The organism is Tsukamurella sp. M9C (genome assembly GCF_020169415.1).
In the GTDB taxonomy this organism is placed as follows: Bacteria; Actinomycetota; Actinomycetes; order Mycobacteriales; family Mycobacteriaceae; genus Tsukamurella.
The window spans coordinates 38,849-62,945 of sequence record NZ_JAIULG010000021.1 but is presented as its reverse complement, the minus strand read 5'-3'; the positions used below and the strand labels follow the sequence as shown (position 1 = coordinate 62,945).

The following is a 24,097-nucleotide window of genomic DNA, read 5'->3' as shown; positions in this document are numbered from 1 at the left end:
GTCGAGTGAATTCTTTGGAGGCGCCATGACCAGCGCGATCGTCCTATCCGAGCTCACCGTCGTCCGCTCGAACACCACCGTGCTCGATCACCTCGACGCCGCGATCCCCGCGGGCGCCATCACCGGACTGCTCGGCCCGTCGGGCTCCGGCAAGACGACCCTGATGCGGGTGATCGTCGGCGCGCAGCGGATCACCGATGGCAGCGCGACGGTGTTGGGCCGCCCCGCGGGCAGCCCCGACCTGCGCGCCCGGGTCGGGTACACCACGCAGTCCCCCGCCGTGTACGGCGACCTCACCGTGGCGCAGAACGTCGAGTACTTCGGCGCGCTGTACCCGGCGCGCCGCTCGACCGCGAAGGCCGACGTCGCGGAGGCGATCGACGCCGTCGGACTGGGCGCCTTCGCCGACCGCCGCGCCGACGCGCTCTCCGGCGGCCAGCGCTCGCGCGTCAGTATCGCGTGCGCGCTCGTGGCCCACCCCGAGCTGCTCATCCTCGACGAGCCCACGGTCGGCCTCGACCCGCTACTGCGCGCCGAACTGTGGGACCGGTTCGCCGCGATGGCGGCCGCCGGGACCACGCTGCTCGTCTCGAGCCACGTCATGGACGAGGCGGCGCACTGCGCCCGCCTCCTGCTGCTGCGCGAGGGCCGCCTCGTCGCCGCCCTCGCACCATCGGAACTGCTGACCCGCACCGGAGCGGCCGGCCTGGACGACGCCTTCCTCGCGCTCGTCCGCGAACAGGAGGCGACGGCATGAGCACCGTCCTGAACCCGAGCATCACCCGCGCGACCACGCTCCGCGTGCTGCGTCAGCTCCGCGCCGACCCGCGGACCATCGCCATGATCGTGGTGGTGCCGACGGCGCTGCTGACGCTGATGTACTTCCTCTACCGCGACTCCCCCGGCGGCACCACACTCTTCAGCCGGATCGCGCTCGTCCTGCTGGGCGTGCTGCCGTTCGCGCTGATGTTCATCGTGACCTCGATCGCGATGCAGCGCGAACGGGTCTCGGGCACGCTCGAGCGACTGCTCACCACGCCGCTGGCCAAGGCCGACCTGCTGCTCGGCTACGCAGTGGCGTTCTCCGTCGCGGCCACGGCCCAGGCGGCGGTCGCGACCACGGTGGCGGCGTACCTGCTCGGTATGGAGACAGCCGGCAGCGTCTGGCTCGTGGTGCTCATCGCCGTCGTCGACGCCTGGCTGGGTGTGGCGCTGGGCCTGCTGTTCAGCGCCTTCGCCCGCACGGAGTTCCAGGCGGTGCAGTTCATGCCGGTCGTCGTGGTGCCGCAGATCTTCCTGTGCGGCCTACTCGTTCCGCACGACGCGATGCCGGGCTGGCTGCAGGGCATCGCCGACGTGCTGCCGATGACCTACGCGGTGAAGGCGCTGCAGGAGGTGGGGGCCCACGGTTCCGCGACGACGACGATGTGGACCTCGCTCGCGGTGGTCGCGGGCTTCGCGATCGCGGCGCTCGCGCTCGCGGCCGCCACCCTTCCGCGGAAGGTCGCGTGAGCGGTCCGGGCCGCAGGTCGGGCCGGCGCAGCGGCAGCCCCGATACCCGGGCCGAAATCCTCGGCGCGGCGCGGGCCGCGTTCGCCCGCGGCGGCCTGGCCGGCACGACGGTGCGCTCGATCGCGGAGGCAGCGGGCGTCGATTCGGCGCTGGTGCACCACTACTTCGGCACCAAGCAGCAGCTCTACCTCGCCGCGCTGGCGATCCCCGTCGACCCGGAGTTCGTGCGGGCGCCGCTCCGGGACGCCCCTCTCGACGACGCCGCGCGCGCCCTGCTCCGCGCGCTCCTGACGATGTGGGACGGGCCGCTGCGCGATGTGGGCGTCGCGGTGATCCGCACCAACCTCGGCAACGACGGCGACCCCGCGATCGTCCGCGGCTTCCTGCTGGAGATCGCGCTGGGCGAGCTGATCGACCGCATGGACGCGGGCCCGGGCGACGGGGTGCTCCGCGCGAATCTCATGGTGGGCCAGGTCTTCGGGCTGCTCGTCGCGCGCTACGTCGTCGGCTTCGAGCCCCTGGCCTCGCTCACCGTCGACGAGCTCGTCGTCCTCGCCGCTCCCCCGCTCCAGCAGGTCATCACGGGCCCCCTACCCCGCAATTGAACGACGTTCTGGAGAGTAAGACCGCAGTTCAGACTCTCCAGAACGTCGTTCAATCGGGTCAGGCTGTGGTGGTGGCCCAGGTGCGGAGGGCGGGCAGGGGTGCGGTCACTGCCTCGAGTTGCCTCGCCACGGCCGACGGGGCCGTGCCGCCGCGGGCGTCGCGGGAGGAGACGGAGCCACGCACCGTCAGCACCTCGCGGACCTGCGGGGTGAGCGCCGGGTGGATCGCGGCGAACTCCTCATCGGTGAGGCCGTCGAGGCCGACGCCGCGGGTCTCCGCGGCGCGGACGCACTCGCCGGCCGCCTCGTGCGCGACGCGGAAGGGCACGCCCTGCCGCACCATCCACTCGGCCACGTCGGTCGCGAGAGTGAAGCCGGCCGGGGCCAGCGCGCCCATGCGCTCCGGGTGGAAGGTCAGGGTGGCGGTGAGCCCGGCAACGGCCGGCAGCAGCAGCCGCAGCTGCTCGACCGAGTCGAAGACCGGCTCCTTGTCCTCCTGCAGGTCGCGGTTGTACGCGAGCGGCTGCGCCTTGAGCGTCGCCAGCAGGCCCGACAGGTTGCCGATGAGCCGGCCGGCCTTGCCGCGGGAGAGCTCCGCGACGTCGGGGTTCTTCTTCTGCGGCATGATCGAGCTGCCCGTGGACCACGCGTCGGCGAGGGTCACGTAGCCGAACTCGGCCGTGCTCCACAGGATCACGTCCTCCGACCAGCGCGAGAGGTCGACGGCGATCTGCGCGAAGACGTACGCGGCCTCGGCCGCGAAGTCGCGCGACGCCGTGGCGTCGAGGCTGTTGTCCGCCGCGGAGTCGAAACCGAGATCGGCCGCGATCGCGTCGGGGTCGAGCCCCAGCGACGATCCCGCCAGCGCGCCGGAACCGTACGGCGAGATCGCGATCCGCTTGTCCAGGTCCTGCAGCCGCTGCACGTCCCGCAGCAGCGGGTGCGTGTACGCCAGCAGGTGGTGCGAGAGCAGGATCGGCTGCGCCGCCTGCAGATGCGTCTTTCCCGGCAGGATCACGTCGGGGTTCGCCTGCGCCTGCGCGACGAAGGCGTCCACCACGTCGAGCACGCCGACAGCGACGAGGCGCACCGCGTCGCGCAGCCACATCCGGAACAGCGTGGCCACCTGGTCGTTCCGCGACCGGCCCGCCCGCAGGCGGCCGCCGACCTCGGGGCCCGCCCGCTCGATGAGCCCGCGTTCCAGCGCGCCGTGCACGTCCTCGTCGGACTCGGCCGGCTGGAAGGCGCCCGAGGCCACGTCGTCGCCGAGGCGGGTGAGCGCCGCGAGCATCGCCTCGAGGTCCGCGTCGGACAGCAGGCCGGCGCGGTTGAGAACGCGGGCGTGCGCCTTCGACGCGCGCACGTCGTACGGGGCCAGCGCCCAGTCGAAGTGCGTGGACTTGCTCAGCGCGGCCATCGCCTCGGCCGGGCCGGACGCGAACCGACCGCCCCAGAGGCTGCCCTCGTTGGTGCCGTGCTTCTCGGCGTTCTCGCTCAACGGATCTCCTAGTCGGTGCCGAGGTCGAACGCGGCGTGGTTGCCGACCTCGTCGAGGGCGGACGGGGTCTTCTCGCCGCCCGCGACGATGGCGTCGGCGCCGCCCTGCTCGAGCTCGCCGACCAGCGCGGCGGTCTCGCCCGCGACGATGCCCTGGACCGCGTACTGCTCGAGCCGCGACCGCGAGTCCGCGATGTCGAGGTTGCGCATGGTGAGCTGGCCGATGCGCTCGTCGGGCCCGAAGGCGGCGTCGCCGACGCGCTCCATCGAGAGCTTCTCGGGGTGGTACGAGAGGTTGGGGCCGGTGGTGTCGATGATCGAGTAGTCGTCGCCGCGGCGCAGGCGCAGCGTGACGGAGCCGGTGACGGCGGACGCGACCCAGCGGATGATGGCCTCGCGCTGCATGAGCGACTGCGGGTCCAGCCAGCGGCCCTCGTACATCAGGCGGCCCAGGCGGCGACCCTCGTTGTGGTACGTGGCGATGGTGTCCTCGTTGTGGATCGCGTTCACCAGGCGCTCGTAGGTGGCGTGCAGCAGCGCCATGCCGGGCGCCTCGTAGATGCCGCGCGACTTGGCCTCGATGATGCGGTTCTCGATCTGGTCGGAGATGCCCAGGCCGTGGCGGCCGCCGATGCGGTTGGCCTCGCGGACCAGCTCGACCGGGTCGGAGTACTCGACGCCGTTGATCGCGACCGGGACGCCGGCCTCGAAGGTGACGGTGACGTCCTCGGTCGTGATCTCGACGGACTCGTCCCACGGGGCGACGCCCATGATCGGGTCGACGATGACGACGCCGGTGTTGAGGTACTCCAGGTCCTTGGCCTCGTGCGTGGCGCCCCAGATGTTGGCGTCGGTGGAGTAGGCCTTCTCGGTGGAGTCGCGGTACGGGAAGCCGTGCGCGACGAGCCACTCGCTCATCTCCTTGCGGCCGCCGAGCTCGGTGACGAACTGCGAGTCCAGCCACGGCTTGTAGATGCGCAGCGCCGGGTTGGCCATGAGGCCGTAGCGGTAGAACCGCTCGATGTCGTTGCCCTTGTAGGTGGAGCCGTCGCCCCAGATGTCGACGCCGTCCTCCTTCATGGCCCGCACCAGCATGGTGCCGGTCACGACGCGGCCGATCGGGGTGGTGTTGAAGTAGGTCTTGCCGCCCGAGCGGATGTGGAAGGCGCCGGTCTGCAGGGCGGCGATGCCCTCCTGCACCAGCAGCGGCTGCACGTCGACGAGGCGCGCGATCTCGGCGCCGTACTCCTTGGCGCGGTCCGGCACCGCGTCGATGTCGGGCTCATCGGGCTGGCCGATGTTGGCGGTGTAGGTGCAGGGCACGGCGCCCTTGTCGCGCATCCAGGCGACGGCCACGGAGGTGTCGAGGCCGCCGGAGAAGGCGATGCCGACGCGCTCGCCGATGGGCAGGGTGGAGAGGACCTTGGACATGGTCGATAAGCCTATCTGGTGGTGAGTGTGCGGATTCAGGCGAGCGCCACGAGGCGCTCGGCGAGGTCCTTGCCGGTCAGGGGCTCGCGCGCGACGACGAGGACGGTGTCGTCACCGGCGACGGTGCCGACCACCTCGGGCAGCGACGAGCGGTCGAGGGCGCTGGCGAGGAAGTTCGCCGCGCCCGGCGGGGTGCGCAGGACGCAGATGTTGCCGCTGTGGTCGGTGGAGACGAGCAACTCGCCCAGCAGGCGGGAGAGCCGCTCGGTGCCGCCGGAGACGCCGCGCACGGGCGAGCCGTCCTCCGGCACCACGTACACGCCGGTGCCGCCGTCGGCGCCGCGCAGCTTCACCGCCCCCAGCTCGTCGAGGTCGCGCGAGATGGTGGCCTGCGTGGCCTCGTAGCCGCCGCGCACGAGCAGCGCCTGCAGCTCGGCCTGGCTGCGCACCTGATGGTTCGCCAGGATCTCGACGATGGCCGCCTGCCGCCCGGCGCGGGTGGCGAGCGGCTGGTCGGTCATCGCGTGCCCCCGGTCACGAGCGCTCCAGCAGCCAGGTGAGCAGCGCCTTCTGGGCGTGCAGGCGGTTCTCGGCCTCGTCGAACACGGCGGACTGCGGCCCGTCGATCACCTCGTCGGTGATCTCGTCGCCGCGGTGCGCTGGCAGGCAGTGCAGCACGATCGCGTCGGGGTCGGCGTGGGCGAGCAGCTCCGCGTTGATCTGGTACGGGCGGAACGGCGCGTTGCGGTCCACGCCGTCGTCCTCCTGGCCCATCGACACCCAGGTGTCGGTGACCACCACGTCGACGCCCGCCACCGCGAGGACGGGATCGGAGATGACGCTGACCTCGGCGCCGGTCTCCTTGCCCCGGGCCCGGGCCGCCTCCACGAACTTCTCGTCCGGCTGGAAGCCCGACGGTGCGCTGATGGTCACATCGATCCCGGCGGTCACGCAGCCGAGCATGTAGCTGTGCGCCATGTTGTTCGCGCCGTCGCCGAGGTAGGTGAGCTTGAGGCCGGCGACGGAGCCGGTGCCCTCGGCGCCCTTGCGCTCGGCGATGGTCTGCAGGTCCGCGAGGATCTGGCAGGGGTGGAAGTCGTCGGAGAGGGCGTTGACGACGGGCACCGTCGAGTAGCGCGCCAGCTCCTCGAGGCCCTCCTGCGAATACGTCCGCCAGACGATGGCGTCCACGAACCGCGACAGCACACGGGCCGTGTCGGCGAGCGACTCGTCGCGGCCCATCTGGGTCGACTTGGTGTCCACGACGACGGCGTGCCCGCCGAGCTGCGCGATGCCGACGTCGAAGCTGAACCGGGTGCGCGTGGAGTTCTTGTCGAACAGCACCGCCACGCCCTTCGGCCCCTCGAGCGGGCGCCGCGAGAACGGCGCCGCCTTCAGCTCCGCGGCGAGCGCGAGGACTTCGCGCTGCTCGGCCGGGCTGAGGTCGTCGTCGCGGAGGAAGTGGCGGGTCATGGGGTCTCCTGGGCTGAATCGAGCAGGGCGGGAAGCGCGGTGAGGAAGCGGTCGGCCTGCTCGTCGGTGAGGACGAGGGGCGGGGCCAGGCGGACCACGTCGGGCTGGGCGGCGTTGAGCAGGAATCCGGCGTCGCGGGCGCCGGTCTCGATCGCCTTGGCGACCGGCTGCGCGAGAGTGATCCCGAGGAGCAGGCCGGAGCCGCGGACGCCGGTGACGAGCGGGTGGCCGTACCCCTCGACGGTGGCCGCGATGTGCTTGCCGAGCGCGTCGGCGCGCTCGGCGAGGCCCTCGGCCTCGATCACGTCGAGGACGGCGTTCGCGGCGGCCGCGGCGACGGGGTTGCCGCCGAAGGTGGTGCCGTGCTGGCCCGGGGTCAGCAGCTCTCCGGCGGCGCCGACGGCCACCGTCGCGCCGATGGGCAGGCCGCCGCCGAGCCCCTTGGCGAGGGTGAAGACGTCCGGGGTCACGCCGGCCCGCTGGTAGGCGAAGAGCGTTCCGGTGCGGGCGATCCCGGTCTGCACCTCGTCGAAGACGAGGAGAGCGCCGGCCTCGGTCGCGGCGGCGCGGGCCTCCGCGAGGTAGCCCGCGGGCGCGACGACGACGCCGCCCTCCCCCATGATCGGCTCGAGGAAGATCGCTGCCGCACCCTCGGCGGCGGCGCGCAGGGAGGCCGCGTCGCCGTACGGCACGTGGGTGACCGACTCGATGAGCGGCGCGAAGGGCTCCCGCTTGGCGGGCTGGCCGGTCAGCGCCAGCGAGCCCATGGTGCGGCCGTGGAAGGCGCCCTCGGCGGCGACCATCGCGGTGCGGCCGGTGCGCCGGCCGATCTTGATGGCGGCCTCGTTGGCCTCGGCGCCCGAGTTGCTGAAGAAGACCCGGGTGCCGGGCACGCCGACGGCCTCGGTGAGCCGCTCGGCGAGGCGCACGACGGGCTCGCTGATGTACAGGTTGGAGACGTGCCCCAGCGTCGAGACCTGCTGCGTCACGGCCTCGACGATCTTCGGGTGGGCGTGGCCGAGGGCGTTGACGGCGATGCCGCCGAGCAGGTCGACGTACTCCTTGCCGTCGGCGTCGGTCACGGTCGCGCCGCGGCCGGACACCAGCGCGATGGGCGGGGTTCCGTAGGTGTCCATCACCGCGGCGTTCCACCGCGACTGCATTGCTTCGTTGCTCATGTGTGTCAAATCCAGGTCTCTGAAGGAGGTTTCGGCGGGGTCACCATCGTTCCGATGCCCTTGCTCGTGAACAGCTCGAGAAGCACGGAGTGCGGCACCCGCCCGTCGATGACGTGCGCGGTGGGGACGCCCCCGTGCACGGCTCGCAGGCACGCCTCCATCTTGGGGACCATGCCGGAGTCGAGGCTGGGCAATAGCGCGGTCAGCGCGTCGGTGTCGATCTCCGAGGTCAGGGACGAGCGGTCGGGCCAATTCGTGTACAGGCCCTCGACATCCGTGAGCACCACCAGCTTCTCGGCGCCGAGGGCCTCGGCCAGCGCCGCGGCCGCGGTGTCGGCGTTGATGTTGTGCACCACCCCGTCCGCGTCCGGCGCGATCGTCGAGATCACGGGAATGCGGCCGGCGGCGATGAGATCGTTGACCGCCTCCGGGTTCACCGCGGTCACGTCGCCGACGAGCCCGATGTCGGTCGGCGCACCGTCGACCACGACCTGCCGCCGCGTCGCGGTGAACAGGTGCGCGTCCTCGCCGGACATGCCGACGGCGAAGGGCCCGTACGAGTTGATCAGGCCGACCAACTCGCGCCCGACCTGACCGAAGAGCACCATCCGCACGACGTCCATCACCTCGGGCGTGGTCACCCGGAAGCCGCCGCGGAACTCGCCCTCCATGCCGAGCCGCTTGAGCATGGCGTTGATCTGCGGGCCGCCGCCGTGCACCACGACGGGGTGCAGGCCACACGTCCGCAGGAAGACCATGTCCTGCGCGAAGGAGCGCTTGAGCTCGTCGTCGATCATGGCGTTGCCGCCGTACTTCACCACCACGGTCTTGCCGTGGAAGTCCAGCAGCCAGGGCAGCGCCTCGGCGAGCACGCCCGCCTTGTCGAGCGGCGTGAGATCGGGTGCGCTCATGAGGAGTACGCCGAGTTCTCTTCGACGTAGGCGTGCGAGAGGTCCGTGGTGCGGATCGTCGCGGTGCCCCGCCCGAGGCCCAGGTCGACGGTGACGTCGATCTCCGGCCCGGAGAGGTCCACGTCGCGCGCACCCGGTACGCCGCAGCCGTTCTCGGCGATGGGCTGCCCGTTGAACGAGACCGTCAGTTTGTCGTGCACCAGCTCGATGGGCGCGATGCCGATCGCGGCCATGACGCGGCCCCAGTTGGGGTCGCTGCCGAACAGCGCGGTCTTGACCAGGCTGTCGCGGGCGATGGCGCGGGCGCCGATGAGCGCCTCCTCCTCCGAGGCGGCGCCGGTCACGGTGATGAGGATCCGCTTGGTGACGCCCTCGGCGTCGCCCTGCAGCTGGGCGGCGAGGTCGTCGCAGACCTCGCGCACGGCGGCGTTGAGTTCCTCCTGCGTGCAGGTCTTCTCGCTCGCGCCGCTGCTGAGCAGGAGCACGGTGTCGTTGGTCGAGGTGGAGCCGTCGACGTCGAGCCGGTCGAAGGTGTAGCTCGTGGCGTACCGCAGGGCCTCGTCGAGCTGCTCCGGGGTGGCGTGCACGTCCGTGGTGAGCACGACGAGCATCGTCGCGAGCGAGGGTGCCATCATGCCGGCGCCCTTGGCCATGCCGCCCACGTTCCAGCCGCCGGAGTGGTGCAGGGCGGTCTCCTTGGGCACGGTGTCGGTGGTCATGATGGCGTGCGCGGCGTCGGTGCCGCCGGTGAGGCCGCCGCCCATCTCGTGCACGATCTCGGTGACGCCGGCGAGCAGCTTGTCCATCGGCAGGCGGTCGCCGATGAGGCCGGTCGAGCACACGGCGACCTCACCGGCACCGGTCTCGGTCCCCCAGTGGCTCAGCGTCTCCGCGACCTTCTCGGCCGTGGCGTGGGTGTCCCGGAAGCCGCCGGGGCCGGTGCAGGCGTTGGCGCCGCCCGAGTTGAGGATCACCGCGCGCAGGTGTCCGTCCTTGATCACCTGCTCGCTCCAGAGCACCGGCGCGGCCCTAACCTTGTTGCGGGTGAACACGGCCGCCGCCGCGTAGTGCGGTCCCTCGTTGAAGACCAGGGCCAGATCCGGCTTGCCGGAGGCCTTGATCCCCGCCGCGATACCCGCGGCCTTGAAGCCCAGCGGCGCCGTGACGCCCTGGTTCCGAACGAGTTTGAAGCTCGCTGTGTTGGACGTGTTCGCTTCGCTCACGGTGCGACTCCTACGGTGGACAGGCCGGCGGTCTCGGGGAAGCCGAGCGCGAGGTTCATGGACTGGACGGCGGCGCCGCCGGTCCCCTTGGTCAGGTTGTCGATCGCCGCGGTGGCGATGAGGCGCCCGGCGCGCTCGTCGACGGCCACCTGCACCTGCACGGCGTTGCTGCCGACCACCGACTTGGTCTGCGGCTGCAGGCCTTCGGGGAGCAGGTGCACGAAGGGCTCGTCGGCGTACGCCTGCGCATAGACCTCCCGGGCCTGCGCAGCGGTCACCGTCGTCGGGGCGGAGACGGTGGCGAGGATGCCCCGGGCCATGGGCACGAGGATCGGCGTGAACGACACCGTCACCGGCGAATTCGCGGCCGCCGAGAGGTTCTGGGTGATCTCCGGGGTGTGCCGGTGGGTGGTCACGCCGTAGGCCCGCGCGGAGCCGATGGCCTCGGAGGCGAGCAGGTCGGTCCGAAGGGACTTCCCGGCGCCGGACGTACCGCTCACGGCGACGACGGTGACCTCGGGCGCGACGATGCCGGCCGCGACGGCGGGCAGGAAGGCGAGGGTCGACACCGTCGGGTAGCAGCCCGGGACGGCGATCCGGGACGCGCCGGCGAGCACGTCGCGGTTGCCCGGGAGCTCCGGCAGGCCGTAGGGCCAGGTGCCGGCGTGGGCGCTGCCGTAGTAGTGCTCCCACTCGGCGGCGTCCTTGAGCCGGTAGTCGGCGCCGCAGTCGATGATGAGGGTCGACGGGGGCAGCGCTTCGGCGATCTCGGCGGACTTGCCGTGCGGCAGGCCGAGGAAGACGACATCGTGGCCGCGCAGCGTGTCCGGGGTGGTCTCCTGCAGGACCCGGTCCGCCAGCGGCAGCAGGTGGGGGTGGTGCTCGAAGAGCGTGCTGCCGGCGTTGCCGCCGGCGGTGAGCGCGCCGATCGTCAGCTCGCCGGAGAGGTACTGCGGGTGGCCGAGCAGCAGCCGGAGGATCTCGCCCCCGGCGTAGCCACTGGCGCCCGCGATCGCCACGGAAACAGTCATGCGATGATTATGCACCATCATGCAAGCCTATTCACACGGTGCCCGGGAAATCCGCGCCACGAACACCCACAGGTTCCGCCCAGCCGCTCATCAGGAGCCGTGGGCACCCTGGGTAGCAGTAACGAACCGATCCCGGCACCCGAAAGACCTCATATGCGCAACGAACTTCCGACCTCGAACCCCGACGCCCTGACGCAGCCGCTGTCGCTGCCTCGCCGCGACCGCGGCGTGCGGGGCACCGTCAACCGCGTCCTCGACGGCTTCGCGCCGCGGGTGGAGAACCGCGCCATGCTGGTGAAGATGGGCCGCGGCCGCCCCAGCCTGGTGGGCGATCACCGGCGCGGCAACCACATCACGCAGGCCTTCCACCTGGGCTGACACGCCCCACCAGGTCAGGCGAAGCGCGCGAGCCGCGCCGCGGCGGCGTCGGTCCCGCCCATGCGCGCGATGGTCCGCCGCTCGTCGTCGAGCTGCTCGCCGTAGGTGCGGGCGTACGACGCGCGCACGAGCCGCCGCGCCTCGCCGAGCGCGGGGTGCGGGCCCGCGAGCAGTCGTTCGACGGCGTCGGCGACCTCGGCCTCCAGCTCCTCGCCGGGGACGGCCCGATCGATCAGGTCCCACGCGGCGGCGGTCGGCGCATCGATCCGCTCGCCGTGCAGGAGCATCCGCAGCGCGCGCCGCATCCCGACGGCCTTCGGCAGGAGTGCCGAGACGCCGCAGTCCGGGCTCAGGCCGACGCCCGCGTATGCGGTGGAGAAGTGCGCGGACTCGGTCGCGATCGCGACGTCGGCCGCGAGCACGAGGCCGAGGCCGCCGCCGGCGACGGGGCCCTGGATCGCCGCGACCACCGGCACCGCGAGACCGTTCAGGCCATCGAGCGCGTGATGGATCGTGCCCGCGAGTCGGTCGAGCATCGCGCCGCGATCGTCGGCCACGACCATCGCCTTGACGTCGCCGCCAGCGCAGAAGAACCGCCCCTCGGCGCGCAGCACGACGACACGCACGTCGTCGCTCGCGGCGATGGACTCCACGATCCCGACGAGCGCGTCGGCCAGGGGCTGGTGCAGCGCGTTCGCGGCGTTCGGCCGCTGCAGAGTGATCGTGGCGACGCCCCGCTCGTCGACGCCGAAGCCCAGTCCCGCGTCGTCCGCCGCCGCGCCGCTGCCGATGTCATCCGCCACTGGATCCTTCTTCCGCCGTGAGAACCGTTCGCGCCCAGATTCTCACAGCGCCGATGGGGCCGGCCGCTCGCGTGCGAGAGTTCGTGCATGACCCACGAAGACTCCGGTGTCCGCGTCACCGTCGACGGCGCCGTCGCCACTCTCACCCTCGACCGGCCCGAGATCCGAAACGCGCAGGACCCCGTCCTGTGGGCGGCGATGGCGGAGGCGATCCGTTCCTTCGGCGACGACGTCCGCGTGGTCGTCGTGCGCGGCGCGGGCGGGACCTTCTCCGCCGGCCTGAACCTGCGCCTGCTCGACCCGGCGCGCACCGGCGAGCCCGGCAACCTGGTGGACGTCGTCGCCCTGTCCGACGAGGGCGCCCGGCACGCGATCGGCGTCTTCCAGGAGCCCTTCGCGCTCCTCGCCGACGGCCCTTTCCTCACGGTCGCCGTCGTGGAGGGCCACGCGATCGGCGCGGGCTTCCAGCTGGCACTCGCCTGCGACCTGCGCCTCGCCGCCGACACCGCGCGGTTCTGCATGAAGGAGCCCGCGCTCGGCCTGGTGCCCGACCTGGCCGGGACGAAGCCGCTGGTCGAGGCCGTGGGGTACGCGCGGGCCCTGGAGATCTGCGCGACCGCGCGCACCGTCGAGGCCGACGAGGCCCTGGCCCTCGGCCTCGTCCAGCAGTGCGTGCCCGCGGCGGAGGTCGACGACGCCCTCGCCGCGCTCGTCGGAGCGCTCACGGCGCACGACGCCGTCGCCGTCCGGGAGACTCGGGAGCTGCTGCGGGCGGCGCCCGGGCGGAACGCGCGCGAGCAGCGGCTGGCGGAGCGGACCGCACAGGTCCCGCTCCTGCGGCGCGCGGTGCAGCGGCTGGGTTAAGCCAGGTCGCGGAAGCCCACGGTGTGCCGGAACTCGCCCCGCGGTAGGCACGCGGAGCCGACCTGCACGCGGGCCTGTTCGATGACGGGCGTGACCGGGTCGAGCACCGAGAGGTACTGGCGGTGCTCGGCGAGCGATTCGACGGCCCGCTCGGTGTAGCCGGTGACGTCGACGATGTACTGCGGCTCCGGGGCGGTCTGGTAGGCGGTGACGCCCGCGGCCGCGGCCGCCTCGGCGACCGCGCGGGTGAACTCCATGTGATCGCTCTGGTTCGGTGCGCCGGGCGCCCACTCGGGCCCGCCCCACAGCGTGAGCACGATGTCGGGCTCGTACCGGGCGATGGACTTGCGGATCGACTCCCGCAGTTCGGGCGTGTTGGTGACCTGCGAGTCCGGGTAGCCCCAGAACCTGACCTCGTCGACACCGACGACGGCGGCGGACCGCCGTTGCTCCTCCTCGCGCACGGGCCCCGCGGTGCCGGGCGACATGCCCTCGATCCCGGCCTCACCGGACGTCGCGAGACCGTAGGCCACCGTCCTGCCCTGGGAGGTCCAGCGGGCGACGGCCGCCGCCATCCCGTACTCGGGGTCGTCCGGGTGCGCCACCAGGACGAGCGCCGTGGTCCAGTCCTCGGGGAAGATCTGCGGCTCGCTCACGGAGTCCACGCTAGAGGCCGGGACGGGTCAGCGCAGCAACTCGACCGACACGCCGTCGGCGAACCGGTAGGGCTGCGCTGCGATCACCCCCGACAGCACCCGGCGCAGCCGCGAGATCTCCGCGCGCACGGTGACCACCCGGCCGGGATCGCCGAACAGCGCGTCGGCGAGCTGCGCGGCGGAGTGCCCGGCACCGTCGGCGAGGAGCGCGAGGATCTGCGCGTGCCGGGGCGAGGGCTGGTACCGCCACGATCCCCCGCCTCCCGCGACCGCGACCTCCGGTGCACGGCCGGGCCGCAGGTCCAGGGTCACCCGGGTGACGGTGCCCGGACCGTCGCCCGGGTCCGGTTGCAGCAGCCAGCCGCCGGGCAGCGGGTCGACGGTGCACAGCCCCAGCTCGGGGAGCCGGACCGACGGCCCGGTCAGGTCGGCGGGCAGCGCGATGCGCGAGCGCGCCGGCAGGTCGCCGACGGCGGCGACCCAGCCGTTGACGTCGACGGCGAGACCCGGGCGGCCGAGGCCCGCGAGCATCGGTGCGGCCACGGACCGCAGGCGCTCGAGCCCGGCGAGGTGCACCTCGCGCAGCCGGGCCTCGGCGAGCTTGGCCACGGTGGAGACCAGCGCCAGCGTCGTCGGATGCACCGTCGCGGCCGGACCGGAGACGTCGACCACGCCCAGGATGTGGCCCGTGTGCACGTCGCGGATCGGCGCGCCGGCGCAGGTCCACGCGTGGTGGCTGCGGGCGAAGTGCTCCGCGGAGAAGATCTGCACGGGCGTGCGGGAGGCGATCGCCGTGCCGATGGCGTTGGTCCCCACCTGGTCCTCGGCCCAGCCCGCGCCCTCGACGAAGCCCAGCCGATCGGCGTGCGAGAGCACCCGCGTCGAACCGGAGCGCCACAGCACCCGCCCGAACCGGTCGGCGACCACGAGGATGTTGTCGCCGTCGGCGGTGAGCGGGGCGAGGCCCGCGGTGAGCTCCTCGAGCACGGGGCCGAGCCCCGATTCCTGTCGGCCCAGCTCGACGTCCATCCAGCCGAGCGCCGGCCCGGCGTCGGCGTCGGGCGCGAGCCCGGCGGCGCGCACCCGCTCCCAGGAGTCGCCGATCACGCCGCGCGGCCGGGCCGGCGGGCGCGAGCCGCTCATGGTCGCGTCGTACACCTCGGACAGCAGGCGCGCGTAGCGCCGGGGGTCCTCGCCCGCCGACATCGCCGGTTCGCTCACGCTCGTCCCCTTCCGCGCCCGGATCAGCGGTAGACCAGGCCGCCGTCGATGAGCACGGCCTGCCCCGTCATGTAGTCGGAGTCGGGCGAGGCGAGGTGGGAGACGAACGCGGCGACGTCCTCGGGTGTCTGCGCCCGGCCGAGGGCGATGCCGCCGACGAACTGGTCGTACGTCGCGCCGACCTCGGCGCCGGTCAGGTCGGCGAAGCGGCGGTCGATCTCGACCCACATGTCCGTGCCCACCACGCCGGGACAGTAGGCGTTGACGGTGATGCCGTGCGTCGCGTACTCCTTCGCGGCGGCCTGCGTGAAGCCGCGGACCGCGAACTTGGTGGCGCTGTAGGCGCCGAGCATGGCGAAGCCCTCGTGCCCGGCGATCGAGGCGGCGTTGACGATCTTGCCGCGCACGCCGCGCTCGATGAACGATTCCGCGGCCGCCTGGATGCCCCAGAGCACACCGTCGACGTTGACCGAGAACAGCCGCCGCAGCTCCTCGGGGGTGACGTCCGCGACGGGCCCGACGAGTGCCACGCCGGCGTTGTTGATCATCACGTCGAGCCCGCCCAGCGTTTCGACGGTCGCGGCGACGACGCCGAACACCGCGTCGCGGTCGGCGACGTCGGCCGTGAGCGCGACGGCGCGGCGGCCCGTCGACCGGATCTCCTCCGCGACGGCCTCGACGCCGTCGACGGTGAGGTCGACCAGGGCCAGGTCGAAGCCGTCCGCGGCGAGCCGCCGCGCGATGCCCGCGCCGATCCCTCGTCCCGCTCCCGTCACCAGCGCGATGCGCTCCATCGTGTGTCCCTTCGTCGACGTGGTCGGACTCCGGTCTATGTGCCCCGGGACACACACGGCAAAGGTTGCGCGGGGTTGCGGCCCTGCGACGGGCTCAGCGCAGGGTCTCGAGCACCACCGCGTCGGCGAAGCGGTAGGGCTGGGCGGCGATCAGCCCGGACAGCACCCGGCGCAGCCGCGAGATCTCCGCGCGCACCGTGACCACGCGTGCGGGGTCGCCGAACAACGACGCCGCGACCTGTGCGGCGGTGTGCCCGCGACCGTCGGCCAACAGCTCGAGGATTTGGGCGTGCCGCGGCGTCAGCTGGTGCCGCCACTCCCCCGTCGCCCCGGCGACGGTGACCGACGGGGACTTCCCGGACCGCAGGTCGAGCGTCACCCGGGTGGCGCCGTCGCGGGGCTCGTCGGCGACGGGCCGCAGCAGCCACCCGCCGGGCAGGGGTTCGACGGTGCACTGCCCCAGCTCCGGCAGCCACAGGTGCGCCGAGTCCACGGCGCTCGGGAGGGTGACCCGGGTGCAGGGCGCGAGTTGTCCGACGGCGGCGACCCAGCCGTGGGAGTCGACGACCAGGCCCGGGCCGGCGAGGCCCGCGAGCAGCGGGGCGGCGACGGTGCGCAGCTGGTCGAGTCCGGCCAGGTGGGACTCGCGCAGCGTCGCCTCGGCGAGGCCGGCCACGGCCGCGACCAGCGCGAGCGTCGTGGGATGCACCGTCGACACCGGACCGCTGACGTCGACGACGCCGAGCACGCGACCCGTGCGACGGTCGCGGATCGGTGCGGCCGAACAGGTCCAGGGGTGCTGGTTGCGGGCGAAGTGCTCGGCGGAGAAGGTCTGCACGGCGGCGCGCGAGGCCAGCGCGGTGCCGATGGCGTTGGTGCCCACGTCGCTCTCCGACCAGGCAGCGCCCTCGACGAAACCTAGCCGGTCGGCCTCGCGGAGCACCCGCGTCGACCCGCTGCGCCACAGCAGCCGGCCGTCGGCGTCGGAGACGACCATGATGCTCGATCCGGCGTCGGTGATCGGCGCGAGGCCCGCCGTGAAGTCGTCGATGAGGCCCGCGAGCCCGGACTCGCGGCGCAGCCGGGACAGGTCGGCGGAGTGGATCGCGGGGCCGGCGCCGGAATCGGGGCGCAGGCCTGCGGCGATGACGCGTTCCCAGGAGTCGCCGATCACCTCGCGCGGACGCGCGGGCGGCCGCTCCCCGGCCATCGTCGCGTCGTACACCTCGGCCAGCAGGCGCGCGTAGGTCCGGGGGTCCTCTCCGTGCGCCACCGCCGGCTCCACTGCGTGTGCCACCCCTCGATTCTGCATCGCCGCCCGTCGCGGCAGGGGCGATCGCCGAGAACGGTGCAACGGGACGCAACCCTTGTAACCCCCGTCACACGAGGCGTGTGATTCACACCACAGCACCACACCGAACGTGAAGGAGCACCACATGACCGCGATCGCGGAATCGGCACAGGACGTCGCCACCGGCCCCCAGGACCGGGTCGACGCCTGGCTCGCGAAGTTCGAGGCGGCGCTCGCCGCCCGTGACGTCGCCGCGGCGGCGGACCTGTTCGAGCCCTGCGGCTTCTGGCGCGACCTGGTGTCGTTCACCTGGAACCTGAACACCAGCGAGGGCCGCGACCAGATCGCGGCGATGCTCACCGAGCGCCTGGACGGGACGGCGCCCAGCGCCTTCGCGACCACCGACCCCGCGTCAGGCGACGACGTGGCCGAGGCGTTCATCGGCTTCGAGACCGGGGTCGGCCGCGGCAAGGGCCACGTCCGGATCCGGCGGGACGAGGACGGCGTCGACCGCGCCTGGACGCTGCTCACCACACTGCGCGAGCTGAAGGGCCACGAGGAGTCATTCGGCACCCGCCGCCCGATGGGCGCGGTGCACGGCGCCCACGTCGAGGCCCCGACCTGGGCCGAGCGGCGCGAGCGGGAGGAGGCCGAGCTGGGCCGCTCGGTCCAGCCCGACACCCTCGTCATCGGCGGCGGCCAGGGCGGCATCGCCCTCGGCGCCCGCCTGCGGCAGCTCGGCGTGCCCGCGCTCGTCGTCGACAAGTACGACCGCCCCGGCGACCAGTGGCGCGGCCGGTACAAGTCGCTGTGCCTGCACGACCCCGTCTGGTACGACCACCTGCCGTACCTGCCGTTCCCCGCCAACTGGCCCGTCTTCGCGCCGAAGGACAAGATCGGCGACTGGCTGGAGATGTACACCCGCGTCATGGAGGTGCCGTACTGGTCGCGCACCGAGGCTCTGTCCGCGTCGTACGACGAGGCGAAGGGCGAGTGGACCGTCGAGGTGAACAAGGACGGCGAGCGCCTGACCCTGCACCCGAAGCAGCTGGTGCTCGCGACGGGCATGTCCGGCAAGCCGAACATCCCCGACTTCGAGGGGATGGACGTCTTCCAGGGCGAGCAGCACCACTCCAGCAAGCACCCCGGCCCGGACGCGTACGCCGGGAAGAAGGTCGTCGTGATCGGCGCCAACAACTCGGCGCTCGACATCAGCAAGGCGCTCATCGAGGCCGGGGCCGAGGTGACCATGGTGCAGCGCAGCTCCACCCACATCATCAAGTCCGAGTCGCTCATGGAGCACGGCCTGGGCGACCTGTACAGCGAGCGCGCCCTGGCCAACGGCGTGACCACCGACAAGGCCGACATGATCTTCGCCTCGCTGCCCTACAAGATCATGAACGAGTTCCAGAAGCCGATCTACGACAAGGTCCGCGAGATCGACGCCGACTTCTACAAGGGCCTCGAGGACGCGGGCTACGAGCTCGACTTCGGCGACGACGACTCGGGCCTGTTCATGAAGTACCTGCGCCGCGGCTCGGGCTACTACATCGACGTCGGCGCCGCAGGGCTCATCATCGACGGCTCGATCAAGCTGGCCAAGGGCGGCGTGGACCACCTGACGGAGGACGCCGTCGTGCTCAAGGACGGCACGGTGCTGCCCGCCGACCTGGTGGTCTACGCGACCGGCTACGGCTCGATGAACGGCTGGGCAGCCGATCTGATGGGCCAGGAGACCGCCGATACGTTGGGCAAGTGCTGGGGCCTCGGCTCCGCGACCACCAAGGACCCCGGCCCCTGGGAGGGCGAGCAGCGCAACATGTGGAAGCCCACGCAGGTGCCCGGCCTGTGGATGATGGGCGGCAACCTGCACCAGTCGCGGCACTACTCGCTGTACCTGGCGCTGCAGCTCAAGGCCCGCTACGAGGGCATCGACACCCCCGTCTACCAGCTGGCCGAGGTGCACCACACCAGCTAGGCGGGCCCACCGACTCCGGCCCCGGCGGCAGCACGCGATGCGCCGCCGGGGCCGGCTCCATGTCCGAGGGTCGACGGTGCGTTCAGCGCGCGTAGGCGGCGAGGAAGACGTCGACGCCGGCGGCGACGATGCGCTCCTCCTCGGCGGGCTCGGCGGTGCGCCCCGCGCCGCTCACGCCGCCGACCGCGCCGGCCGTGAGGTTGATCAGGTGCACCGCCGCGAGCTCGCCGTCGCCGATGCGCAGTCGCCCGTCCCGGTCGAGCGCGACGAGCATCTCGCCGATCGCGGCCCGGACCCGGTCCGGGCCGGCGGCGCGCCACCCGGCGAGGACGTCGGGCGCGATGTGGTCGACGTCGGCGTTGATCTGGGCGATCATCCGGAAGTGGTCGCGACTGTCGGGGTCGCGCACCGACCAGGCACGACCGAATGCGATGAGGTCCGCGCGCAGGTCCGCGACCCGGCCGAGGTACTTCTCGGCGACGGAGATCTGCCGCTCGGCCACGCGGGTCGCGCTGTCCAGCACGACGGCGCGGAACAGGTCCTCCTTGTTGCCGTACTGGTTGTAGATGGTCCGCGTCGAGACGCCGGCCTCCGCGGCGAGGCTCTGGATGCTCGCTCGGCTGTAGCCGTCGGCAGCGAAGACCCGCACCGCGCCGCGCAGCAGATCCTGTCGCTTGTCCTCACGCATGACCACACCCTTCCATAGGTACAATCATCATTGTATCTAGTGCAATGTTCGTTGTACATTGAGGTCATGGACACCACACCGCACACCGAGCTTCCCCGCATCGCCGTCATCACCGGGTCCACCCGCCCCGGGCGCCGCACCGATCAGGTCGCCGCGTGGGTGCACCGCGCCGCGACCGCGCACCTGCGGGGCCGGGCCGTCGTCGCCACCGTCGACCTGGCCGACCAGGACCTGCCGCTGCTCGACGAGCCCCTCCCCGCCGCCTTCGGCGAGTACCTGCACCCGCACACGCGTCGCTGGGCCGAGGTCATCGGGTCCTTCGACGGCTTCGTCTTCGTGGTCCCCGAGTACAACCACTCCGCTCCGGCGGCCGTGAAGAACGCGATCGACTACCTCTACGCCGAGTGGAACGACCGAGCGGCGGGCTTCGTCACCTTCGGGATCCACGGCGGCGTCCGCGCCGCCGAGCACCTCCGGCTCGTGCTCGCCGAGACGAAGACCGCCTGTGTCCGGACCACGGTGGCCCTGAACCTGTTCACGGACTTCGACCTGCCCGACATCCGGCAGGAGGGCGTGTTCGCCCCGGCCGAGTTCCACGAGCCGGCGCTGGTCCGGATGCTCGACGAGGTGCTCGCGTGGTCGGAGGCCCTGCGCCCCCTCCGCGCGACGGCGTCGTGACCGCCACCGCCGCGCGCAGCGGCGACCGGATCGACGGCCGCACCTGGCGGCTGTGCGGCGTGATCGCCGCGGGTGCCTTCGCCAGCGGGCTCGATGCGACCATCGTCAACGTGGGCCTCGCCTCGATCGGCGACGCCCTGGACACGCCCCTCTCACGCACCCAGTGGGTCGCCAGCGCCTACCTGCTCGCCCTCGCCGTCTCGCTGCCCCTGGCGGCGCGTCTCGGGAACCACTGGGGCGTCCGGCGACTCTGGCTGACCGCGCTGGCCGGCTTCACCCTCGCCTCCGTCCTGTGCGCGGCGGCACCGACCGTCGAGACGCTCATCGCGGCCCGCGTGGTGCAGGGCCTCGCCGGCGGGGTCCTCATCCCGACGGGGCAGACGATCCTGGGCCTGGCGGTGGGGCCGGAGCGGCTGGGACGCGTGATGGGCACCCTCGGCCTGGCCGTCGCCGCGGCGCCCGCGGCCGGCGGCCTCATCGGCGGCCATGTCCTCGCGGCCGCGCCCTGGCCGTGGTTGTTCCTCATCAACGTCCCGATCGGGATCGCCGCGGGGGTCCTCGGCTTCCGGATGATCCCGCGTTTCCCCACGAAGCCGCCGGCGCCGCTGCACCGGACCGGGCTCGTGCTGATCACCGTCGGGCTGCCCGTCCTGGTCTTCGCCGCCACACGGTGGGGCGAGACGGGCCGCCCCACCCCCGGCGTGCTGGCCCTCGCGGCCGTCGCGCTGCTCGCTCTGGCCTGGTTCGGCGCCGCGAGCCTCCGGACGGACCATCCCCTGCTCGACCTTCGCCTGTTCACCGACCCCGACTTCCGCGCGAGCGCCGTCGGCGCCTTCTTCGCCGGCACCCTGATCTTCGGCAGCGGGATCCTGTTCGCGCTCTACTTCCAGCTCGGGCGCGGCCAGTCGCCGCTCGACGCGGGCACGAGCCTGCTCGGCCTCGCCGGCGCGACGTGCGTGATCTCCCCGTTCACGGGGCGGTGGGTCGACCGGTTCGGCCCCGCGCCGGTGGTCCTCGTGGGATCGGCCGTCGCGACGGCCTCCGTCGCGCCGTTCGCGGCACTCCCGACCGCCGCGCCGATCTGGCTGGTCCAGGCACTGCTCGTGGTGTTCGGCGCGTCGATCAGCCTCGTCGCGACGCCCGTGACGGTGGCCGCGTACCGCGCGGCGGGCGCGGACCGGCTCCCCGGCGCCATCACGCAGGTCAACATCCTGCAGCGGATCGGCGGCTCGCTGGGCGGAGCCCTGTGCGCGGTCCTCGTCGCCTCCGCGGCGGGCGGCCCGGCGTCCGGGTTCCACCTCGCCGCGATCCCGCTCGTGCTCAGCGCGATCGGGTGCGGCGCCGCGGGCCTGCCCCTGTACCGCCGGCGCGGATCAGCGCAGGACGGCGCCCACGACCTCTGACGCCTTCGCCACCGCGGCGTCGCGGGCCGCGGAGGCCTCGTCCTCGGTCAGCGTGCGGTCGCCCGCGCGGAAGCGCAGCGAGAAGGCCATCGACTTGCGGCCCTCCCCCACCTGCGCGCCGGTGAAGACGTCGAACAGCGCGATCGCCTCCAGCAGCTCGCCGGCACCGTCCGCCAGGGCGGCCCTGACGTCCTCGGCGGGGACGGCGGCGTCGACCACGACGGCGACGTCCTGCAGGACCGCCGGGAACGGCGAGATCACCGGCGCGGGGAGGTTCTCAGCCAACGGGATCGCGTCGAGGTCGAGCTCGACGGCGGTGGTGCGCTCCGGCAGGCCCGCACGCTCCAGCACCGCGGGATGCAGCTCGCCCGCGTGCCCGACGACCGTCTCGCCGACCAGGACCTCGGCGCAGCGGCCGGGGTGGAAGGGCGCGAACTGCGCGGACCGCAGGGTCAGCTCGACGTTGCTCGCGCGGCCGATCTCGCGGACCGCCTCGAAGGCGTCCGCCGCGTCGGCGGCGCGGCCCGGTCCCGACGGCCCGGCGAGGATCCGCTGGCCGGTGAAGACGAGCGCGATGTGCTCGGGCTGGCTCGGCAGCGAGGCGTTGAGCTCGGCGACCTGCTCGGCGGTCGGGCGACGGTCGACGGGGATCGGGTCGACGGCGACGGTCGCCGCCGACGGCAGCACCACCTGGGCGATCGTGTACAGCGCGAGGTCGCGCTGACCGCGGGAGACGTTGCGCGCCAGGATCTCCAGCAGGCCGGGCAGCAGCGTGGTGGCGAGCGACGGCCGGTCGGCCTCCAGCGGGTTGAGCACCTTCGTCGTGTTCCGGCGCGGGTCGTCGGCCTCGAGACCCCAGGTGTCGAAGACACCGGCGGGCAGGAACGGGCTGGTGAGGACCTCGACGTGGCCGGTGTGCGCGAGCGAGCGGCTCACGGTGCGGCGGCGACGCTGCCGGGCGCTGAGCCCCCGGCCGCCGGGGGCGGCGGGCAGCACCGGCGGGATCTGCTCCAGCCCCTCGAGCCGCAGCACCTCCTCGACCAGGTCGGCGACCATGTTCAGGTCGGGCCGCCACGTCGGCGGGGTCACCGTCAGGCTGCTCTCCCCCTCGACCTCGCAGCCGATCTGGGTGAGGCGGCGCACCGTCGTGCCCGGGGCGTAGGTGATGCCCGCGACGCGGTCCGGACGGTCCGCGGCGATGGTCACCTGCGGGCGATCGGTGTAGCCGCCGAGGTCGGTGAGCTCGCCCACGACGGTGCCGCCGGCGATCTCGGTGAGCAGGCGGGCCGCCTCGCGGACCGTCCACACGGAGATCGCGGGGTCGACGGTGCGCTCGTAGCGCTTCGCGGCGTCCGAGCTCAGCTTGTGCCGCTTGCCGGTGCGGAACACCTTCACGGCGTTCCAGATGGCGCCCTCGAGGATCACGTTGACGGTGTCGTCGCCGACCTCGGTGGTCGCGCCGCCCATGACGCCCGCGAGCGAGACGGGCCCGGAGTCGTCGACGATGACCGCGTCCTCGGGATCGAGCTTCCGCTCGACGTGGTCGAGGGTCTCCAGGACCTCGCCGGGGCGCGACGCGCGCACGACGAGGCCGCCGCGCACCTTGTCGGCGTCGAAGGCGTGCAGCGGCTGGCCGCTGAGCAGCATGAGGTAGTTGGTCACGTCGACCGCGGCGCTGATCGGGCGCACGCCGGAGGTGAGCAGGCGGCGCTGCAGCCACCACGGGCTGACCGCCTTCGGGTCGATGCCCTCGACGCGCAGCGCGGTGAAGCGGGTGCAACCCGACTCGGGCTCGACGGTGACGTCCACGCCGCCGGGGCCGCGCCCGGCCTTCTCCGACGGGGTGGTGATGTCGGTGAAAGGCAGGTCGTAGCCGCAGGCCAGCTCGCGGGCGAGGCCGCGGACCGAGAAGGCGTATCCGCGGTCGGGGGTCACGTTGAGCTCGATGACGGTGTCGTCCATGCCGAGCACCTGCTTGGCGTCGTCGCCGGGCTCCGCGGTCCCCGCGGGCAGTACGAGGATGCCGGAGTGGTCGGTGCCGAGGCCGAGCTCGGAGACCGAGCAGATCATGCCGTCCGAGGTGTGGTCGTACGTCTGGCGCGTGGCGATCCCGAAGCCGCCGGGCAGCACGGCGCCGGGCAGCGCCGCGACGATCAGATCACCCTCGGCGAAGTTGCGGGCGCCGCAGACGATGTCGCGCGGCTCGGCCTCGCCCACGTCGACCTGGCAGAACCGGATCGGCTTGCGGAAGTTCGTGAGCTCCTCGATCGCCACGACGCGGCCGATCTTCAGCGGGCCGGTCACGGTGTCGAGCGAGTCGAGCTCCTCGACCTCGAAGCCGACGCGCACGAACCCCGCGTCCAGCTCGTCGGCGGTGACGCCCCAGTCCGGGGTGTCGCGGCGGAGGATCTCGGTGAGCCATGACTGTGCAACGCGCACGGTGGAAGTCCTTCTCCTGGTGTGGCTGTGGAAGCGTGGGGCG

Annotated in this window: 23 protein-coding genes; 8 read left to right on the top strand and 15 right to left on the bottom strand. The window is 72.8% G+C overall.

Going from position 1 to position 24,097, the window contains the following annotated elements; all coding sequences use genetic code 11:
- Positions 1-25 precede the first annotated feature (25 nt).
- The 3 genes from LB823_RS12290 to LB823_RS12280 are packed head-to-tail and all read left to right on the top strand — an operon-like array spanning position 26 to position 2,117.
- Positions 26-757 (top strand): ABC transporter ATP-binding protein, encoded by a 732-nt coding sequence (locus LB823_RS12290; protein ID WP_224647498.1) that lies wholly within the window; start codon positions 26-28, stop codon positions 755-757.
- On the top strand, positions 754-1,512 hold the full coding sequence (locus LB823_RS12285) for an ABC transporter permease (protein ID WP_224647496.1): 759 nt from the start codon (positions 754-756) through the stop codon (positions 1,510-1,512). The genes LB823_RS12290 and LB823_RS12285 overlap by 4 nt, the downstream gene beginning before the upstream one ends.
- Entirely contained in the window at positions 1,509-2,117 is a 609-nt protein-coding gene (locus LB823_RS12280) for a TetR family transcriptional regulator (RefSeq protein ID WP_224647494.1), read from the top strand. Before LB823_RS12285 ends, LB823_RS12280 begins: the two co-directional genes overlap by 4 nt.
- A gap of 58 nt (positions 2,118-2,175) precedes the next feature.
- On the opposite strand, the gene argH is transcribed toward LB823_RS12280, so the two are convergent.
- From argH to argC, 8 genes are read right to left on the bottom strand one after another with little or no spacing between them, the layout of a single operon-like run.
- A complete protein-coding gene (gene argH / locus LB823_RS12275; protein ID WP_224647492.1) occupies positions 2,176-3,615 on the bottom strand; it encodes an argininosuccinate lyase in 1,440 nt (479 codons plus the stop codon).
- Positions 3,616-3,623: 8 nt separating this feature from the next.
- Complete coding sequence (argG, locus tag LB823_RS12270; protein WP_224647490.1) at positions 3,624-5,045, bottom strand: argininosuccinate synthase; 1,422 nt, start codon at positions 5,043-5,045, stop codon at positions 3,624-3,626.
- Positions 5,046-5,080: 35 nt separating this feature from the next.
- On the bottom strand, positions 5,081-5,566 hold the full coding sequence (locus LB823_RS12265) for an arginine repressor (protein ID WP_068569991.1): 486 nt from the start codon (positions 5,564-5,566) through the stop codon (positions 5,081-5,083).
- 13 nt (positions 5,567-5,579) lie between these two features.
- Entirely contained in the window at positions 5,580-6,518 is a 939-nt protein-coding gene (gene argF / locus LB823_RS12260; protein ID WP_224647488.1) for an ornithine carbamoyltransferase, read from the bottom strand.
- Positions 6,515-7,696 (bottom strand): acetylornithine transaminase, encoded by a 1,182-nt coding sequence (locus tag LB823_RS12255; RefSeq protein ID WP_224647486.1) that lies wholly within the window; start codon positions 7,694-7,696, stop codon positions 6,515-6,517. Before LB823_RS12255 ends, argF begins: the two co-directional genes overlap by 4 nt.
- 5 nt (positions 7,697-7,701) lie before the next feature.
- Complete coding sequence (gene argB / locus LB823_RS12250) at positions 7,702-8,607, bottom strand: acetylglutamate kinase (RefSeq protein WP_224647484.1); 906 nt, start codon at positions 8,605-8,607, stop codon at positions 7,702-7,704.
- The gene (gene argJ / locus LB823_RS12245; protein ID WP_224647482.1) at positions 8,604-9,830 is read right to left on the bottom strand and encodes a bifunctional glutamate N-acetyltransferase/amino-acid acetyltransferase ArgJ; all 1,227 of its coding nucleotides are present in this window, start codon (positions 9,828-9,830) and stop codon (positions 8,604-8,606) included. The genes argB and argJ overlap by 4 nt, the downstream gene beginning before the upstream one ends.
- Complete coding sequence (gene argC / locus LB823_RS12240; protein ID WP_224647480.1) at positions 9,827-10,861, bottom strand: N-acetyl-gamma-glutamyl-phosphate reductase; 1,035 nt, start codon at positions 10,859-10,861, stop codon at positions 9,827-9,829. Before argC ends, argJ begins: the two co-directional genes overlap by 4 nt.
- A 153-nt stretch (positions 10,862-11,014) precedes the next feature.
- Here argC and LB823_RS12235 point away from each other — a divergent pair, with 153 nt between their 5' ends.
- Positions 11,015-11,239, top strand: a complete 225-nt coding sequence (locus tag LB823_RS12235; RefSeq protein WP_224647478.1) for a hypothetical protein — start codon at positions 11,015-11,017, stop codon at positions 11,237-11,239.
- Positions 11,240-11,253: 14 nt separating this feature from the next.
- Here LB823_RS12235 and LB823_RS12230 read toward each other — a convergent pair whose 3' ends face one another.
- The gene (locus tag LB823_RS12230) at positions 11,254-12,042 is read right to left on the bottom strand and encodes an enoyl-CoA hydratase/isomerase family protein (RefSeq protein ID WP_224647476.1); all 789 of its coding nucleotides are present in this window, start codon (positions 12,040-12,042) and stop codon (positions 11,254-11,256) included.
- Positions 12,043-12,129: 87 nt separating this feature from the next.
- Here LB823_RS12230 and LB823_RS12225 point away from each other — a divergent pair, with 87 nt between their 5' ends.
- A complete protein-coding gene (locus tag LB823_RS12225) occupies positions 12,130-12,906 on the top strand; it encodes an enoyl-CoA hydratase/isomerase family protein (protein ID WP_224647475.1) in 777 nt (258 codons plus the stop codon).
- On the opposite strand, the gene LB823_RS12220 is transcribed toward LB823_RS12225, so the two are convergent.
- The 4 genes from LB823_RS12220 to LB823_RS12205 all read right to left on the bottom strand — a co-directional run bounded on the left by LB823_RS12220 (position 12,903) and on the right by LB823_RS12205 (position 16,874).
- Positions 12,903-13,562, bottom strand: coding sequence for a PIG-L deacetylase family protein (locus tag LB823_RS12220; RefSeq protein WP_224647473.1), 660 nt, complete (start codon positions 13,560-13,562; stop codon positions 12,903-12,905). The two genes, LB823_RS12225 and LB823_RS12220, sit on opposite strands and share 4 nt — an antisense overlap.
- 27 nt (positions 13,563-13,589) lie before the next feature.
- A complete protein-coding gene (locus tag LB823_RS12215) occupies positions 13,590-14,768 on the bottom strand; it encodes a GAF domain-containing protein (protein ID WP_224647510.1) in 1,179 nt (392 codons plus the stop codon).
- A gap of 38 nt (positions 14,769-14,806) precedes the next feature.
- On the bottom strand, positions 14,807-15,577 hold the full coding sequence (locus tag LB823_RS12210) for an acetoin reductase (RefSeq protein WP_224647471.1): 771 nt from the start codon (positions 15,575-15,577) through the stop codon (positions 14,807-14,809).
- A 94-nt stretch (positions 15,578-15,671) separates the two neighbouring features.
- A complete protein-coding gene (locus LB823_RS12205; RefSeq protein ID WP_224647469.1) occupies positions 15,672-16,874 on the bottom strand; it encodes a GAF domain-containing protein in 1,203 nt (400 codons plus the stop codon).
- 139 nt (positions 16,875-17,013) lie between these two features.
- Between LB823_RS12205 and LB823_RS12200 the strand changes: the two genes are divergently transcribed.
- Positions 17,014-18,846 carry an NAD(P)/FAD-dependent oxidoreductase gene (locus tag LB823_RS12200; protein WP_224647468.1) on the top strand — a complete coding sequence of 611 codons (1,833 nt, stop codon included), beginning with the start codon at positions 17,014-17,016 and terminating at the stop codon, positions 18,844-18,846.
- A gap of 82 nt (positions 18,847-18,928) precedes the next feature.
- Here the strand turns inward: LB823_RS12200 and LB823_RS12195 are convergent, their stop codons facing one another.
- Complete coding sequence (locus tag LB823_RS12195; RefSeq protein ID WP_224647467.1) at positions 18,929-19,534, bottom strand: TetR/AcrR family transcriptional regulator; 606 nt, start codon at positions 19,532-19,534, stop codon at positions 18,929-18,931.
- 66 nt (positions 19,535-19,600) lie between these two features.
- Here LB823_RS12195 and LB823_RS12190 point away from each other — a divergent pair, with 66 nt between their 5' ends.
- Positions 19,601-20,212 (top strand): NADPH-dependent FMN reductase, encoded by a 612-nt coding sequence (locus LB823_RS12190; RefSeq protein WP_224647466.1) that lies wholly within the window; start codon positions 19,601-19,603, stop codon positions 20,210-20,212.
- On the top strand, positions 20,209-21,615 hold the full coding sequence (locus LB823_RS12185) for a DHA2 family efflux MFS transporter permease subunit (protein ID WP_224647465.1): 1,407 nt from the start codon (positions 20,209-20,211) through the stop codon (positions 21,613-21,615). Before LB823_RS12190 ends, LB823_RS12185 begins: the two co-directional genes overlap by 4 nt.
- Here LB823_RS12185 and pheT read toward each other — a convergent pair.
- Entirely contained in the window at positions 21,586-24,054 is a 2,469-nt protein-coding gene (gene pheT, locus LB823_RS12180) for a phenylalanine--tRNA ligase subunit beta (RefSeq protein ID WP_224647464.1), read from the bottom strand. The genes LB823_RS12185 and pheT overlap by 30 nt on opposite strands.
- Between the last annotated feature and the right edge of the window lie 43 nt (positions 24,055-24,097).